This is a genomic window from Candidatus Nitrospira neomarina (assembly GCF_032051675.1).
GTDB classification, from domain to species: Bacteria; Nitrospirota; Nitrospiria; order Nitrospirales; family UBA8639; genus Nitrospira_E; species Nitrospira_E neomarina.
Map to the genome: position 1 here is coordinate 3262560 of NZ_CP116968.1, position 15808 is coordinate 3278367.

At 47.5% G+C, this 15808-nt stretch carries 12 protein-coding genes and 2 tRNA genes; 13 read left to right on the forward strand and 1 reads right to left on the reverse strand.

What is annotated here, in order from left to right:
- Window positions 1-150: 150 nt before the first annotated feature.
- The 3 genes from PQG83_RS13990 to PQG83_RS14000 all read left to right on the forward strand — a co-directional run bounded on the left by PQG83_RS13990 (window position 151) and on the right by PQG83_RS14000 (window position 4627).
- Complete coding sequence (locus PQG83_RS13990; protein WP_312742230.1) at window positions 151-495, forward strand: 4a-hydroxytetrahydrobiopterin dehydratase; 345 nt, start codon at window positions 151-153, stop codon at window positions 493-495.
- An 8-nt stretch (window positions 496-503) separates the two neighbouring features.
- Window positions 504-2453, forward strand: coding sequence for a RiPP maturation radical SAM C-methyltransferase (locus PQG83_RS13995; RefSeq protein ID WP_312742233.1), 1950 nt, complete (start codon window positions 504-506; stop codon window positions 2451-2453).
- A gap of 254 nt (window positions 2454-2707) precedes the next feature.
- Complete coding sequence (locus tag PQG83_RS14000; RefSeq protein ID WP_312742235.1) at window positions 2708-4627, forward strand: lytic transglycosylase domain-containing protein; 1920 nt, start codon at window positions 2708-2710, stop codon at window positions 4625-4627.
- A gap of 33 nt (window positions 4628-4660) precedes the next feature.
- On the opposite strand, the gene PQG83_RS14005 is transcribed toward PQG83_RS14000, so the two are convergent.
- On the reverse strand, window positions 4661-5470 hold the full coding sequence (locus PQG83_RS14005) for a tetratricopeptide repeat protein (RefSeq protein WP_312742237.1): 810 nt from the start codon (window positions 5468-5470) through the stop codon (window positions 4661-4663).
- A 181-nt stretch (window positions 5471-5651) separates the two neighbouring features.
- Here PQG83_RS14005 and PQG83_RS14010 point away from each other — a divergent pair.
- The 10 genes from PQG83_RS14010 to mutL all read left to right on the forward strand — a co-directional run bounded on the left by PQG83_RS14010 (window position 5652) and on the right by mutL (window position 15801).
- A tRNA-Val gene (locus PQG83_RS14010) sits at window positions 5652-5727 on the forward strand.
- A 115-nt stretch (window positions 5728-5842) separates the two neighbouring features.
- A tRNA-Asp gene (locus tag PQG83_RS14015) sits at window positions 5843-5921 on the forward strand.
- Between the two features lie 193 nt (window positions 5922-6114).
- Window positions 6115-6726: a MotA/TolQ/ExbB proton channel family protein gene (locus PQG83_RS14020; protein ID WP_312742239.1), complete on the forward strand. Its 612-nt coding sequence runs from the start codon at window positions 6115-6117 to the stop codon at window positions 6724-6726.
- Window positions 6723-7163, forward strand: coding sequence for a biopolymer transporter ExbD (locus PQG83_RS14025; RefSeq protein WP_312742242.1), 441 nt, complete (start codon window positions 6723-6725; stop codon window positions 7161-7163). The genes PQG83_RS14020 and PQG83_RS14025 overlap by 4 nt, the downstream gene beginning before the upstream one ends.
- Before the next feature lie 11 nt (window positions 7164-7174).
- Window positions 7175-8662: an energy transducer TonB gene (locus PQG83_RS14030; RefSeq protein WP_312742244.1), complete on the forward strand. Its 1488-nt coding sequence runs from the start codon at window positions 7175-7177 to the stop codon at window positions 8660-8662.
- 18 nt (window positions 8663-8680) lie between these two features.
- On the forward strand, window positions 8681-10039 hold the full coding sequence (gene tolB, locus PQG83_RS14035) for a Tol-Pal system beta propeller repeat protein TolB (protein ID WP_312742246.1): 1359 nt from the start codon (window positions 8681-8683) through the stop codon (window positions 10037-10039).
- 44 nt (window positions 10040-10083) lie between these two features.
- Window positions 10084-11058, forward strand: a complete 975-nt coding sequence (locus PQG83_RS14040) for an OmpA family protein (RefSeq protein ID WP_312742249.1) — start codon at window positions 10084-10086, stop codon at window positions 11056-11058.
- A 52-nt stretch (window positions 11059-11110) separates the two neighbouring features.
- Window positions 11111-12889: a coiled-coil domain-containing protein gene (locus PQG83_RS14045; RefSeq protein WP_312742251.1), complete on the forward strand. Its 1779-nt coding sequence runs from the start codon at window positions 11111-11113 to the stop codon at window positions 12887-12889.
- A gap of 157 nt (window positions 12890-13046) precedes the next feature.
- Entirely contained in the window at window positions 13047-13952 is a 906-nt protein-coding gene (gene ybgF / locus PQG83_RS14050; protein WP_312742254.1) for a tol-pal system protein YbgF, read from the forward strand.
- A 58-nt stretch (window positions 13953-14010) separates the two neighbouring features.
- Window positions 14011-15801: a DNA mismatch repair endonuclease MutL gene (gene mutL, locus PQG83_RS14055; protein WP_312742257.1), complete on the forward strand. Its 1791-nt coding sequence runs from the start codon at window positions 14011-14013 to the stop codon at window positions 15799-15801.
- Window positions 15802-15808 lie beyond the last annotated feature (7 nt).

Here is a 15808-nt window from a genome sequence, read left to right on the forward strand (position 1 = left end):
TATGATCTCACGAGTGTCTGAAGTTCCCTATACCATCCAACATTATTCATACGAAGAAGAGAAAAAAAACCGGTTATCCCTGGCACGGATCACGAACAGGGTGAAAAAAGGCAATCCACCAGAAATGTTCAGACTGTAAGGAGGAAGTAAATGAGTCTAGCAGATAACACATGCGTACCTTGTCGAGGGGGCGTACCTCCGTTGGAACCTCAAAAAATCCAGGACCTGCTTGGTCAATTAGAAACGGGATGGGCGCTCAATGCTCAAGGTCATATTGAGAAAACCTATATTTTTGACAACTTTGCAGATGCCTTGGCTTTTACGAATCGAGTAGGGAATGTGGCGGAACTTGAGGGCCATCACCCTGATATATATTTAGCCTGGGGCAAATGCAAGGTAGAAATTTGGACTCACAAGATTCAAGGCCTTACCGAAAGTGATTTTTATTTAGCCGCCAAGGCTGATCGCGCCTTTCACCTTCCTGCTGCCTATTGAAGGCTCTTATGGCCACCAGCCCGATTTTGATCAACCCGGTCGCTTCCGAAGCAAAAGGAACCCAGACTGCGGCCTCTCAGGGCCCCACCGATTTCCGATCTTTCGGAACGAAGGTCGCACTGGTGACCATGCCATTTAGTTATTCGAAATTTCCCTCGATCCAATTAGGGACCCTTTCGTCCTTACTAAAAGCGCAAGGGATTGGTACCCAAACCTATCATTTCAATCTCCAATTCGCCCATAAAATCGGGGTACCGTTATATGAAATCTTATGCGAAAAACGTGGCCTATTTGGCGAATGGCTGTTCTCTGCACTCCTGTTTCGGAACAATCCGAAACACAGAGAATATCCTATCGTGTTTAAACCCATCTTCGAAGACACGGCTCGGGAAGCCGGCTGTTCGATCAGTCATTTAGAAGAGATTGCCCGGTCGATCGCTCCTCAATTTTTAACCTGGTGCCTGACATCAGTGGATTGGAGTCAATTCGACGTGGTGGGCTTTACCTCCACGTTCGATCAAAATGTCGCAAGCTTGAGTCTGGCCAAATTGGTCAAGGACGTATATCCCGATGTTCGGATTGTTTTTGGGGGGGCAAATTTCGACGGAGAAATGGGGCTGGAACATTTTCGGGCATTTCCCTGGATTGATTATGTCGTGATCGGAGAAGGTGAACAAGCCTTTCCTCCATTGGTTCAACGAATCCTCCTGGACGATGAAACGGATATTCCTCCCGGTGTGGCCTTTCGACGGGAAGGAGAGATCACCTTTACTCCACAGGAAACCCTCTTCACCAAGTTTTCAGAAACGCCCCCACCTGATTACGACGATTATTTTGCAGAGCTCCAGGAATTAGCCAAACAGGGATCCACCGGATTGAATCGGATTCTACTCTATGAAGGATCTCGCGGATGCTGGTGGGGAGAAAAACATCATTGCACCTTTTGCGGTTTAAATGCTCAAGCGATGGAATTCCGCGCAAAAAAACCTGCTCAGGTCGCTTCAGAATTGGACTATCTTTCCAGCCGGTACGACACGACCCGTTTTCGCTTGGTCGATAATATTATTGACATGAAATATGTGGACGGTGTCTTCGGGCAACTAGCCCAAGAACACGTGGACCTGGACGTGTTTATGGAGACGAAAAGCAATCTCAATAAACGTCAAATTCAGACACTGGCGAAGGGTGGGGTTAAATGCATGCAACCGGGCATCGAAAGCTTGAGTCTGGCGCAACTAAAAGAAATGGATAAGGGAGTCAGCCCGCTACAAAACATTGAATGCTTAAAATGGAGCCGATATTACAATATCGACCTATCATGGAATATATTATTGGGCTTTCCACAGGAAACAGATAACGATTACCTACAACAAATCGAACTCATTCCCTCATTAATCCACCTGCAACCCCCAGAATCCACGGCCAAACTCTGGCTCGAACGGTTTAGTCCTTATTTTAAATGGCCTGAACGATATGGTATTCGCCGAACAGGACCGGGTTTAGCCTATGCCTATGTGTATGACGAACGGCAGGTTGATCTCAACAAAATCGCTTATGATTTTGAGTACACAATCGATTGGAAAGTCGATCCACATCTCTATAAGGAACTCGTCAGACTTGTTGAAGAGTGGAAACAAAGATATCACTCTTCTAATCGGCCCTTTCTCTTCTTTGCAAAAGCCTTGAGCTATCTCACCGTTTATGATGGGAGAGGCTTAACTCCGACGAGCGAACGATTTGAAGGCCCCTATGCTTTCATCTTAGAATTTTGCAATGAGCAACCCAAGTCCGTCGAACAAATTCGTAAAGCCTTGCAAAGTTGCTCCTTTCCAGGATCGGAGGAAGACACTGTCGTGCCCATCACGGATATCCTCACGATATTGCAGGGGAAAAGGTTATTGCATAAGGAAGGGGGCCGGTATTTTACTCTGGCCCTACCGGTCAACCCTCATCGTTGACATTTTTGCCTAACAACTGGAATAAAAACGCCACTCTCATTCTCCGGCCAACCATATTTTTTTCTTCTTTTCATACACTTACTGTTTGGTGCGGTTCATGCAATATTTTTATCCATGCACCAATGCCAAAATTTGATGAATATGTTTGACAATTTTTCCTTACGAAGGTAGCCTATTAAGTTGTGCACAGATTTGCCGAAAACTCTTATAAAATGAGCCACTTAGATAAAACGTTACAAGTTCAACGCTCCTTCATGCCTCTGCGAGCTGCTGGTTTTTCCCGCGCCTTACTGGCTGGCTTCAGTGTGACTTTGTTCACGTTAACTCTCTGCCCTCAACCAACCCGCGGCGAAACCTCTTTTTTACCTCCAAAGGATTCTACTGAGACTCTTACGTTTAATTATGCAATTGCGAATAGCTACCCTCGACCAGCGACCTCAATTGAGACTCAAAACTCTGAGGCAAGCACCATCCATAACGGTCAACAATCGTCTATTCTTCTAGGTCAGACTGATGAAACCACTCCAGGCATTCCAGGATTATCTACCGAAAATGACCCGAACCAGTCTTCTGTGGAAGACCTAGCTCAAACCCCAGCACCCCAGATTCAATCCTCTAATGCTGGAAAACCGGTTGCTCCCCTATCAGTGGTTGATGTCTCTCAAGAATCTAACGCTTCCCATGACCAGCGGATTTTTTTATCTGACGAGAACAAGATTGAAGCCCTGGACACTCAAACTCAATTTTCAATTAACTCCTCTACAAAATTACGTTTTTACCCTGCTGATTCATCTGAGCAACGAACGCAAGTTGCCTTAGCTCGATTTGCCAAAGTCTTCGATCAAACATGGGAAGCCCCCCACCAGAAAAAATCTGGGACATATGGCACCATTCCCCTTGTCCTGAACGATTCCGTAGAGAAAAACCTTGAATATTTTCAGTATGGAATTCATGAACGATTTCAATCGTATCTTGACCGCTTTCATCATTACCAAGATCTTGTAGAACCCGTTTTTCATGAACTGGGTCTCCCGCCGGAACTCATGTATCTTTCACTCGTTGAGAGTGGGTTCAACCCACGTGCATTTTCTCGATCCCGTGCTTCCGGCCCCTGGCAATTTATGAAAGGGACCGGGCGTGTGTATGGCCTCGATGTCGACTGGTATTTGGATGAACGGCGGGATCCGATTAAATCCACAGTTGCTGCCGCTCATCATCTTCGTGATTTATATGACCAATTTGGCTCCTGGCCTCTGGCCCTGGGAGCGTATAATGCGGGGAGCGGAAAGATTTCGCGAGCCATCAAAAAAACGGGCACCCGTGACTTTTGGAAGATTCGACGGTCACGCCATATAAGACGAGAAACTAAAGACTATGTGCCTCGCTTTATTGCGGCAACCCTTATCGCCCAAAATCCTACAGCCTATGGATTCACGACTCCGGACGGTGATCGGCATGAATTTGAAGAAGTCCTGATTACGAAACGCGTTCATCTTTCGGCCGTCACCAAACAAACTGGGATTCCGGTTGAGGAACTCCAACGGCTGAACCCTGAACTTCGACGCAGTATCGTGCCCAGCCTTACGGCTCCTGGTTATTTTTTAAAGGTACCCCTAGGAATGGCCTCACTTGTTGAGGAACTCCATCCGACACTCGCTGTCTGGACACAACCTCCTCCCCCACCAACAGAATGGCATACGGTCAGACGAGGAGAGAGTTTATCGGTTGTAGCCAAACGATATAGAATGAAGGTAAGTCAGCTGAAAGAAATGAACAACTTGCGGAGCAATATAATACGAGTAGGAACCAAACTCCGGGTTCGTGGCGAGGTTGGTGACGATGATGCTGACTCTGAAATCACCTGGTACCGCGTTCGCTCCGGGGATTCTCTGGGAAGCATTGCCACCCGATTTAGAAAATCTGTTAATTCACTGATGAGACTGAACAATCTCTCTACCCATATCATTCATCCAGGAGATCGGTTACGCGTAAAAGGGGAACCTTCAGTCAGCCCTTCGAACAAAAACAACTCTAAATGGTATAAAGTCAGAAGGGGAGATAGTTTATGGACGATTGCCCGGCAATTTAGTATGAGTGTGAACGATTTGCGAGCACTCAATAACCTCTCTTCCAGCATTATCCAGGCTGGCCGCATGTTAATGGTTAGCCAATAACCCACCACATCTGGTTAAGCGACTGACCTCATACTATTTTCCCTCTTCATTGTCCTGAACCTTTGGATTTTCAGGGCTGCTCTTCTCGGTTCCACCCATTTCAATTGTTTCCGATGAAGGCAAATCTTTGGCTTCTTCTGGAGCTAATACCTCCACCCGGAGAGCGGCTTCCGAGGCAAACGGAGATAAAGGAAATTCCTGGATAACCTTTTTATACTGCTCCACCGCTTCAGGAATATTTTCATCCGCCTCTGCAATCTTGGCCAGCTCAAAAACTACCTGGTCTTTATTTAACGCATGTGGATTGGCCAGCACTGCGTCAAAAGCTTTTAGGGCGGCCTCTCGATTGCCATGAAGTAAATAGGCAAACCCCAATCGTTGCTGAACTAATCCGAGGAGGATCTGATTTTGCCCATATTCCTTGACCCATGAAGTATAGACATCTATCGCCCCTTGGTAATTTTTCTCCTCAATCATACTGTTTCCCAATAAAAAAGAGGAGACTCCCGCGCTAGGCGTCCCTGGAAATTGATCAAGAATTTCTTTGAACATGCCTGAAGCCTTTTGAATATTCTCTTGGCCTTTTTTGACATCATCCAGAGGACGATCCAAATAGACCGTTTGCGCCTGGCCTTCTAATTCCCAGGCATGTTCTTGATTATTTTGATTGAGCCAAATCAATGTCACAATCGCCACAATCACCGCCAGAACAAGAAAAATCCCTCCCCACACCAAAGCTCGGTGCTCTTCGACAAAAAACAAAAACCGTTCTTTACTGGACAGAAACTGAGCTGGTTCCACCATCGGAGTCTTATTGCCGAGGTCTTTAATTTTATATCCCATAATTATTTTTCCCTCTCGTCACAGGACGACCACATTTTTTTCTGGAATGACGCATTGATTTAGGCGTGATGCCTTATACCCACGTGCCCTGATCATGTCAAACAGTATTCCACACTATTCCATTTGAGTTGACAAGGTCTAACTCACTGTTATAATAGAATAATTGTAGTCTTTTATTTTTAGGCGGATAGCTCAGCTGGCAGAGCGCTGCCTTTACACGGCAGATGTCGCAGGTTCGATCCCTGTTCCGCCTACCAAATATTTTTTTGGCTTATAGTCTTCTTGATCTGATATATTACGAAATTCTTCATCGACTCCATTTCCTCTTTGAATGAATGCGTGGGCTATTTGCCCAAGATCAAAAAAATTTTCGGGGCCGTCGTTCAGCTAGGTTTAGGACGCCAGATTGTCAATCTGGAGGTCGCGGGTTCAAATCCCGTCGGCCCCGCCATACCTCATCTCGCAGTGGTTTATTTCTGTATCAATTATCCCCTGTTTAGATTCTGATCAGCCTAGAGGAGGTCGAAAAACAAGCTATGACCTTTGCTGCCAATCCCTCTGAGTTCTTTGGGTCGTTGGGCCTGCTATCAATTGTTATTCTTTTTATCCTGTCAACTTTTTCCGTGATTTCGTGGGGAATCATCGTGAATAGATTCAGGCGATTTAGTCGCATTCGACAGGAAGAATCACAATTTCTACAATTGTATGAACAAAATCCCATCGACCAGCACACCTTAAGAAGTCAGGCTCAAACATTAACTTACAGCCCAAGCTCAGTGGTGTATTTGGGCATTACCGACCGCCTGCCAGAATCCTCCGATCTCTTCACCTCGAGACCTTCCATGGACCCAAAACAGGCAGAGCGTTCCCCTAACCGTCAGTATTTGGAAAAAGTCGCTCAATACATCATCCAAAACCAAATCGGCCAACAGGAAGCGTATTTACCTTTTCTGGCGACCACAGGAAATCTGACTCCATTTATTGGTCTCCTCGGAACCGTCTTGGGCATTATCAATGCCTTCCATGAAATCGGGCTTCAAGGTTCAGCGAGCATTGCCGCAGTTGCTCCTGGAGTCTCTGAAGCACTTGTGGCCACTGCTGCTGGGCTATTTGCCGCAATTCCTGCTGTGATGGCCTACAACTATTTTCTCTCTAGAATTCGAAGAATGTCCTTCAGGGTCGAGGCGTTTACAATTGAATTTCTCAATACAATAGAAGAAGCGGAAAAAGCCTATGAGGTGGAAGTAACCCGATGAATAGTGGATCAAAGCCTCGGCAATTTCTCTCTGAAATCAATGTCATTCCTCTCGTCGATGTCGTACTTGTTCTCTTGGTGATTTTCATGGTTACCGCCCCGATGTTGCATCGGGGCTTAGACATTAACCTCCCAACCACAACGGCCAACAATATCAAAGCCGAAGAACGATTGATTGTGACAATTCAGCGAGATCACACGTTATCCCTCGGCAATGACACGATTAGTTTGGTCGATTTACGAGCCAAGCTTCAAGAAGCCAAAACCTTAAATCCCTTGATTTCAGTGTATCTGCGAGCGGACCAAACGGTTCCATATGGAACTGTTGTACAGGTCATGGATGAGGTAAAAGGGGCCAAAATTGAACGTCTCGGAATGATTACCGGCCCGAAGACTGAAACTCTAATCGAGGATGAGACCATCGGGATTTCCCGCTAAGCGTTTGACCAATGGGACATGCTGAATCCCCAAGTTTAATTTCCCTGGGGCTCTCTACTGACGTTTCTCAAAAAGATGCCTCATTCCGTTGGGGACTCGCCACCTCAGGTCTCTTCCATGCTGTCGTCATCATGATGGCCCTGTTCCTACGATTTCCATCGACAGTTGAGGAACCTCTTCGAGCCATCGATGTCACTCTTATTTCTGTACCGGAGGCACAAGCTCCGGCTCCAAGCCAAAAAAAATCTTCTCCTCCACCACCATCCCAACAAAAATCCCAACCAACAAAAAAAACAGAACCAACAAAGACGCAACCAATAGACCCCCCCCTTCCTCCTTTGCCGGTCCCAAAAGCCTCCGAGCGATTATTGGAATTCATGGAAGGAGCCGTTGGCTCAATCGTGATGCCTCACAAACAAGAAATGACTTCACCAACACCCCCGCCCCCCATAAACGAACAACCTTCCTCGAATGACGAGTCACCGTTGTTTGAAAACCTTCGAATGCCCCCTATTGCTCCACAAATTTCACGCCCGGAACGCTTACATCCCTCACAACCCTTAGTCATTCCCAAACCTGCTCCAACTCCAGCGCCAACTCTTAAAGAGGCTGCGCCCCCAACAACAGTTCCTCCCGAGCCTCAAGGTTCGGAATCACAACCTCAGATTTCTAAAATTGAACCAACTGTCAAGCTAGCTCCTGTGCTACCGGAATTGAGTTCGGTAACCCCATTCAGCACATCCAAGAAAGAAAGAAAACCCAACGACGCTTCTCCATTAAACAATCTTGAGGAATCTCTCAAACGAACCATCCCAACCGTTCCGACACCTGCGCCAAAAATCAAAAAACAGCACAAAACCATTACACCAAAACAGGAAAAGCCTTTCGTCCCTGAAGTCTCCCCTCCTCAACTAGCCCAAATCTCTCCCTCCCCACCACTGGAAAAAGCTCCCCAACGTGAGAAAATGTCAGATATGATGAAGCAATTATTGGAAGAAGCTAGAGTCCCAAATTTTCAATCGTCTCCACCTGCACCATCCTCTCAACAACCATTGCCCTCTTCTTCCACATCAACCGAGCCAGTCCAGTCGGAAATAGATCAACAAATTGCAAAATTATCTATTCCCAATGTCACACCCGTAGAATCGATCAAGGAACGGCTCCAACGGCTCGAGGTGCAGACCAACTCAAAACCAGGCCAATCGTCGTCTCCGGCTTCTCCCGGCAAAAACAAATATTTAGCCATGGTCGAGGACAGAATTGATCACGAGTGGAGAGCCCTTCCACTGGTCACAAACCCTCCGGTGGTGGTCCTCAAATTCCGCATATCCCGATTTGGAGAAATTTCTAATATTCACGTTGATGAAAGTTCTGGAAACGGGAACTACGACTCCGCAGCCAAACGGGCGGTATCTGCCGTGAACCCATTACCACCTTTTCCACCAGACATATCCGATCCATTCTTCGAAGTACGATTTCGATTCATCAAAAAAGATTAGAAGGACACCAGCTATATTATGAAGAAAGCACTCAACCCTTTGTATGCCATTCTGGCTCTTCTCGCCTTTTCTGTTATTTCCGTCTCACCGGCCTCTCTTCATGGGGAGGAAGCGGATCTCAAAGCCACACGTTCAGAGTTTCAGAAAATCCCGATTTGGGTAATGGGGTTCTCGCCCGTTCAACAAGATACCGGCCTTTCAGCAGACCTCGAGTCCCAAGTCGCTTCGGTCCTAAAAGCGGATCTCAAACGCTCACAAATATTTTCAATAGCTGAATTACCTCCTGCCAAAGGGGATTTTTCTGACAATAAATGCATGAGTCTTTCTTCAAATTTGGCTCCGCACTTCCAAAAGGTGACAGTCTCTACCTGGGGGAGAATAGGTGTAGGAGGGACGTCGAGCGGTGTTCAAGGACTCATCCTTGATGCCTGCGCATTTGATCCCGGACAACAGGATGTGTTGACCGGAAAACGGTATTTTTCCCTTAAAACGACAGAAACCCTCACTCGCTTAATGGCTCACCGATGGGCGGACGAACTGGTTTATCGGTATACCGGCGAGCAGGGCATTGCAAGAACGAAAATCGCATTTGTGGGTCAAAAGGAGAATGGACGAGAGCTTTTCGTCATGGATTACGATGGATATAATCCGCAACAGGTTACCGCTGATGGGTATTTAAACCTCATGCCGACCTGGGCTCCGGACCGGAAATCCCTCATTTACACCGCATATCGGGACCGGAAACAACTGATTATAAAAAGGGAGCTGGCTACGGGTCGGGAGGAGGTGTTGGTGTCGCCAGCCAGTCTGAACATTACCGCCACCTTTGCTCCTAATGGAAAATCTATAGCCTATTCCGCGGCCCAAGATGGCAACTCGGACATTTATCAGATAGAATTGGACAGTAGAAGCGTGAAGCAGTTAACCTCCCATAACAGCGCAGATTTGTCCCCGTCATGGTCTCCCGACGGGCGGCATCTGGCCTTCACCTCAGATCGGGGAGGCCGCCCCCAAATTTACATCATGGATGCCGATGGCTTGAACGCCCGTCGATTAACCTATGATGGAGACTATAACGCGGCGCCAGCTTGGTCTCCAAAAGGAGATTGGATCGTTTATGTGTGTCGAATACCAAACGAGGGATTTAAATTATGCCGCATCAGTCCGAATGGGGAACAGCGGAAACAAATCACCAACGGGCAAAGTATAGATGACTCGCCTTCCTGGGCTCCAAATGGACGCCATATTGTTTTTAGTTCGATTCGAAGAGGAGAGAGTCAATTATACATCATCACTAGCGAGGGGGCAGGATTGGAGAAAATTTCATCGGCAGGCGAACATCTCAGCTCTCCCTCCTGGTCGCCGTTTCAACCATAATTAACGAGACACCAACCGTGATAGTCAAAAAAAGGAGTCGTTCCATGATGCGCCCAGCCATTCATATGATTTCACTACTTGGCATTCTCAGTCTTTCACTCCTCAGCATTTCGGGATGTGGAGAAAAACGGATCCACGTCTCCACCGCTTCCGGCTCCCCAGGCGAAGAAACCGGGGCATCCGCGTCAGGCACTGATACGGCGGGGCTGGCAGGAACCTCCGTTGATGAATCCCCCCTGTCGGGGCAAGGTACTTCCACCGATGAAGTTCAGGCAGAGGCGGTTCCACTACCCGCTCCGGTTCAACCACCCGCTCCGGTTGAACCTCCTAATTTTGGTTACGATCCCAACCACATGGATGAATCGTTCAAGCAGAATCTTCAAGCTGGAATCCCCTCTGAGCAAGACTCCGGAATTGAGAAAAGCAATACCGGCTCACCGACACCCTTAAACGATGGAAATGACATCTCAACTCAATCCAGCTCTTCAAGTATGAACGGCTCACCTCACGACCCAACAGGGACGTCTCCCTTTACCTCCCAGACGGAATTCCAAAATGATCTTTCGAATTTGCCAAAGGACACGGAACCAATTCCTGAAACCTTTCAAGTAGCGAAAGCTGAACCGTCAGAAATCATTCGAGAGCAGTTGGAGAAGATTCAAGAGGAAGAATTGGCCACAGTATCCGCCGGCTTAGAAGATGTATTTTTTCATTTTGATAGTTGGACTCTCACCGCAGAAGCCAAGGATTCCCTCCAACGGGACATGGCCTGGCTCACCAACGATCCCTCCGCACTGTTAATTATTGAAGGACATGCCGACCAGCGTGGAACGCAGGCTTATAACATGGTGCTCGGAAAAAAACGAGCCATGGCTGTTCGGGATTTCCTTTCTCAATTGGGGGTCGATCCTTCGCGATTGACTGTCATTTCTTATGGCAAAGACAAGCCCTTTTGCCAGGACACGACAGAAGTGTGCTACCAATTGAATCGACGGGGCCATTTGCTTGTTCAAAATTAGCAACTCCTTTTAATCGATCAGTTTTCGGAAAGCATGGAGGGATAATTCCAGAGTGAATATAGGGCGGACCTTGCAACATGTTTCAAGATTGTGGACATCGTCTTTTTCTTTCAACTGGATAGTGGTCTATGGCGTCTGTAGTTTATTGGGTACGGGTTGCGTGGCTCAACAAGCTGATCTTGCCCGAATTCAAAAGGATTTAGAACAACAAATTGCCAAGATCAAAGAGGAAAAAAAGACCCTTGGCGTACAAGTTGATGAAACCAAGGCACAACTCATCAAGATGAATGAGGAAGCGCAAAAAACACGGGGCAATCTGGCTTCTATTAATCAAAAAGCCACGCTCCTCCAAGAAAAGGATGTGGCGAGTTTATATGGAAAACTTGAAGAAACTGAAAAAAGTATCCAGGACCTCAAAAAAGACTTTACCAACCAAACAGGCGCTTTGAAATCTGACGTCCAATCGATCCAATCAACAATTCAAACACATGGGGAAGACCTCCAAACGGTAAAAACCCACAATACAAACCTCGCCCAACAGGTGGATGAAAACAATTCAGCGTTAACCACAAACATGGGCGAATTTCAGAATTCCCTTACCCAATTCAAGGAAACGCTGACCAGCCTCGGAGCGACGATTGGACAGGTCCAAACAGATTTGTCAGGACAACGGCAAGACCTGGAAACCGTGCAATCTCGCACAGAAAATTTGTCTGTTTCGATGGTCCAGGTTCAGAGAGGTCTAGAGAAATCCGGAGAGTTGTTCAATGCCAGACTCGAAGAGGAATCACAACAAATCACTCAACTGGAAAACCAGGTCACGACTCTGCAAGAAAAACTTACCGCCGATACCCAAGCCCTTCGTTCCTATCTGGAACAAGACGTAAAAGCCTCTATGGCGGGGTTAGTTGCCGATATCAATGCCAACCAAGGCCCAATATTAGAGCAGATTGACTCCTTACAAAAAGATATGGAAGCACTGGGAACGCACGTGCAAGCGGATGCCTCCCACGTGCAGGATCTATCCCAATCAGTTCTTAAGCTTCGCGAAGCACAGGAAGTCATGGGAAGTTTACTCGGGAAACGCGGAGATGAAATTATTCAACAAGCGGGACGAATTTCGGAACGCATGAATAGGATTGAATCCCACCAAACCGCACTGACCGAACAGCTTCAATCCAATACCCAAAAAACTTCAACCCATCTAGCCGAGGTAAATGCCAGCCTCACCTCCATTACGCAAGCACTTGACCAAACCAGGCAATCCCTCTCCAGTCGCCTGGCCAAACAAGAAGAAACAGGACAAACACTCAATCAGTCGGTTCAACAAATCCAACAGTTGAAGCGAGATGTCCAGGACCAAAAGCAACAAGCGCAGGCGGTCAGTCAGGTTGCCGATCAGCTCAACCAGACGGTCGAGCGCATTGGCTCACGATTAAAAGACCTGGAGACTCATCAATCTGGGCTGGTGGGGAAAATTGACTCTGACACCCAGATGACGAATACCCACCTCCAAGAAGTCAACAGCGGAATTCAATCGGTTGCCCAAGCATTGGAAAATGTCAGTACGAAGTTGAATGCTAGAATTGAAAGCCAGGAACATCGGCTGAATCGAGCCATGACCTCTTTCCAACAGGTCCAGGGAACCGCTGATACCTCACAAAACAATCTGACTCACCTTAATCAGTTAACAGAAACCGTTAATAAGTTGCGCGATGTGATTAATACCATTGGGACCAAATTAGGCGAGCGGGTGGACCAGCATGAAGATCGTCTAGGCCAATTGGCCCAGAGAGTCAATCACTTGCAAAGCCCCAAACCCCAAAAATAGGGTATATCATTACTTAATATTCTCAAAGAAAGGCCGACTATACCTTTATACTGTCAAAGACCCCTTTGTCTAAACTCCATGGCAATTGATAAGATATTAGGCTGAGGGAACTGACTCCCTGATTTCAGACATTATTTGTTGCCGAAGCCGGAATTTCATGACTCCAAAATTTTCCAATATGGCCATCTTTATTGGTTTAGCCCTCACGGGCGGATGGGGTTGCGCAACCGAACCCAACCTGACTGACATCCAGAAACAAGTCCAAACCCTCATCATCCAACAGGAAGCGTCCCACAAGCAGGAACAACAAATTCTCGACCGGATGGAGACGGTTGAATCACAATTGGACGAACATGATTTCTTAGTGGGGGAACTCATCAAAACAGAAGAAGAAGCCAGTCTGGATACTCGACACCTTCTGGAAAAGCTCGAACGGACCAGTACTCTGCTCCGAGAACAAATCGAACAAACCCGCTCCACCACCCAACGCCGTGATCAGGACATGTCCATTCGGGTAAAGGCTCTGGAAAGCCGAATAGACAATGTGATCCATCAACCTCGATCTGTGTCAGAATCCCCTGAAGTCACGACTCCTAACCCCACAGGCCCTTCTTCCGATCCGAAAGCAACCCAGACAGGAATCCCCGCATCACCTACCTCTCCTAAAGGAAGCGCGGGAGCGGAAAACGAGGCATCGGCCTTTCGGTCAGCCTATAAAGTTTACCTCAACGGAAATTATGAACGGGCCTCGGTGGAATTCCAACGATTTGTCACAAATTATCCTTCGACTACCTTAACACCTCAGGCCTACTACTATCTTGGGGAATCGTTCTACGTGCAAAAACAGTATGACCCTGCCAAGCAAGCCCTAGAGCAAGTCATCAGCCGCTATCCAAGCAGTAAATATCGGAGCCACGCTTTGTACAAGCTCGGACAGATTATGCTTGAAATCGATCAACGATCAAAAGCTCAGGAACTGTGGAACTCCATCATCCAAGATTACCCAGATTCACCAGAATCCACCCAAGCGAAGGAACAATTAAAAAAATCTGGGCTGTCTTGATTCTCCGCAAGTCTTCGCAATCTATTGTTCACCCTAATCACCCCGTGCTTGGAAACCCATGCTTTCGACCGTAACTGGAAAAGTTCAAATCCTTCCAGACAGCGTGTCATGTCGTATTGCCGCAGGAGAAGTGGTTGAACGACCAGCCTCCGTGGTGAAGGAACTGGTCGATAACAGCCTGGATGCTGGCAGCACGTTGATCACCGTAGAGGTCGAAGAAGGTGGTCGACGTGTCATTCGCGTCATCGATAATGGGACAGGCATGACGCGAATGGATGCCCAACTGGCCTGTCAACGTTTTGCAACCAGCAAACTTCGATCCGAAGACGATCTCTTGACACTCATGACGCTGGGATTCCGAGGGGAAGCTCTTCCCAGCATTGCCTCCATTTCTCATTTTTGCTTGAAGACCGTTCCACGCGATAGCACGCTTGGCACCCAAACACAGTCCACGGGAGGCGTGACATGGGAGGTTCAAGACTATACCGGACCTCAAGGCACTCAAGTGGAGGTGCGTGATCTCTTTTTTAATACTCCAGGACGGCTGAAATTTCTCAAGACCGTTCCCACTGAATTTTCTAAAATCTGTTATGTCGTCCAACAGGCGGCAGCCGTGCATCCAGAGATCCACTTTCGATTACGCCACCAGAACCATAAGGTGCTGGAGTACCCCGCCGTGTCCTCGCTGCAAGATCGATTATTACAGATCTACGGACCAGACTTCCTTGAGCGCTTTCTCCCCGTCACCTATAACGCTGGTTCATTTCAACTCACGGGGTATACGGTCAGTCCTCACCATGCACGGGCGTCTCGTGCGCCACAGGAAATTTTTGTCAATGGACGCCCTATAAAAAATTCGACCATATCCCATGCGGTGCTTGAAGCCTACGGATCATTTTTACCAAAAGGGAAACATCCACAATTTACTGTATTTATCCATCTTGATCCCCAGTCAATCGATATCAATGTCCACCCGACGAAACGGGAGATTCGCTTCTCCCATCCAGAATTCATTCATACAAGCGTTCTTCGTGGGATCAAAGCTCTCTTTTTCACGCACCCCTCATCCGATAGCCCCGCCGATGAACAAAAGGAAAAGACTGGCCCAATTCCTCATTCTGCCAGGCCATCATCTGGGTCACTCACCGTCGCCCCGGCTCCATTCCAGCCTGTTTCTGTATTCCCTGGGGGCGGCACCAATCGACATCCCACTCTTTCTCTATTTGTCCAGGAACCGCCTGCTATCTATACGGACAGAGAGCAGCCATACGATGTCTATCCTCTTGGGCAGATTCATCACACGTATCTTCTCGGACAAATCGATCAAGACCTATTCATCGTCGATCAACACACAGCCCATGAACGGGTTCGTTTTGAGAGACTGCTTCGGTCATGGAAGAAAAAAGAAATTCTTCAACAACCCTTACTCATTCCTGAGCCGGTTGAACTTCTGCCACACCAGGGAGAATTATTGGAAGAATGGCTGCCCCTCCTGGGTCAGGCGGGATTGGAGGTGGAGCGATTTGGCACCACATCGTATGTGGTGCGAGCCATCCCAGCCATACTAGGAAATATTTCCGTTGGTCCCTTGGTCCTGGAATTGTTGGATGAACTCTCAGAATGGCAATCAACAGATCTGCTGGACAACACGATTAAACCCATTCTGGCTACCATGGCCTGTCAAAGTGCCGTTCAAGCCGGACGACCCATGACGCAACCTGAAATCACCATCCTTTTACAGGACTGGGCACAGGAAAATTTTCCCATGACTTGTCCTCACGGAAGGCGAGTGGCTGTACGACATTCCTTGGAAGATTTGCACACCATATTTGCCCGTCCATTAAAATAATTTTCAT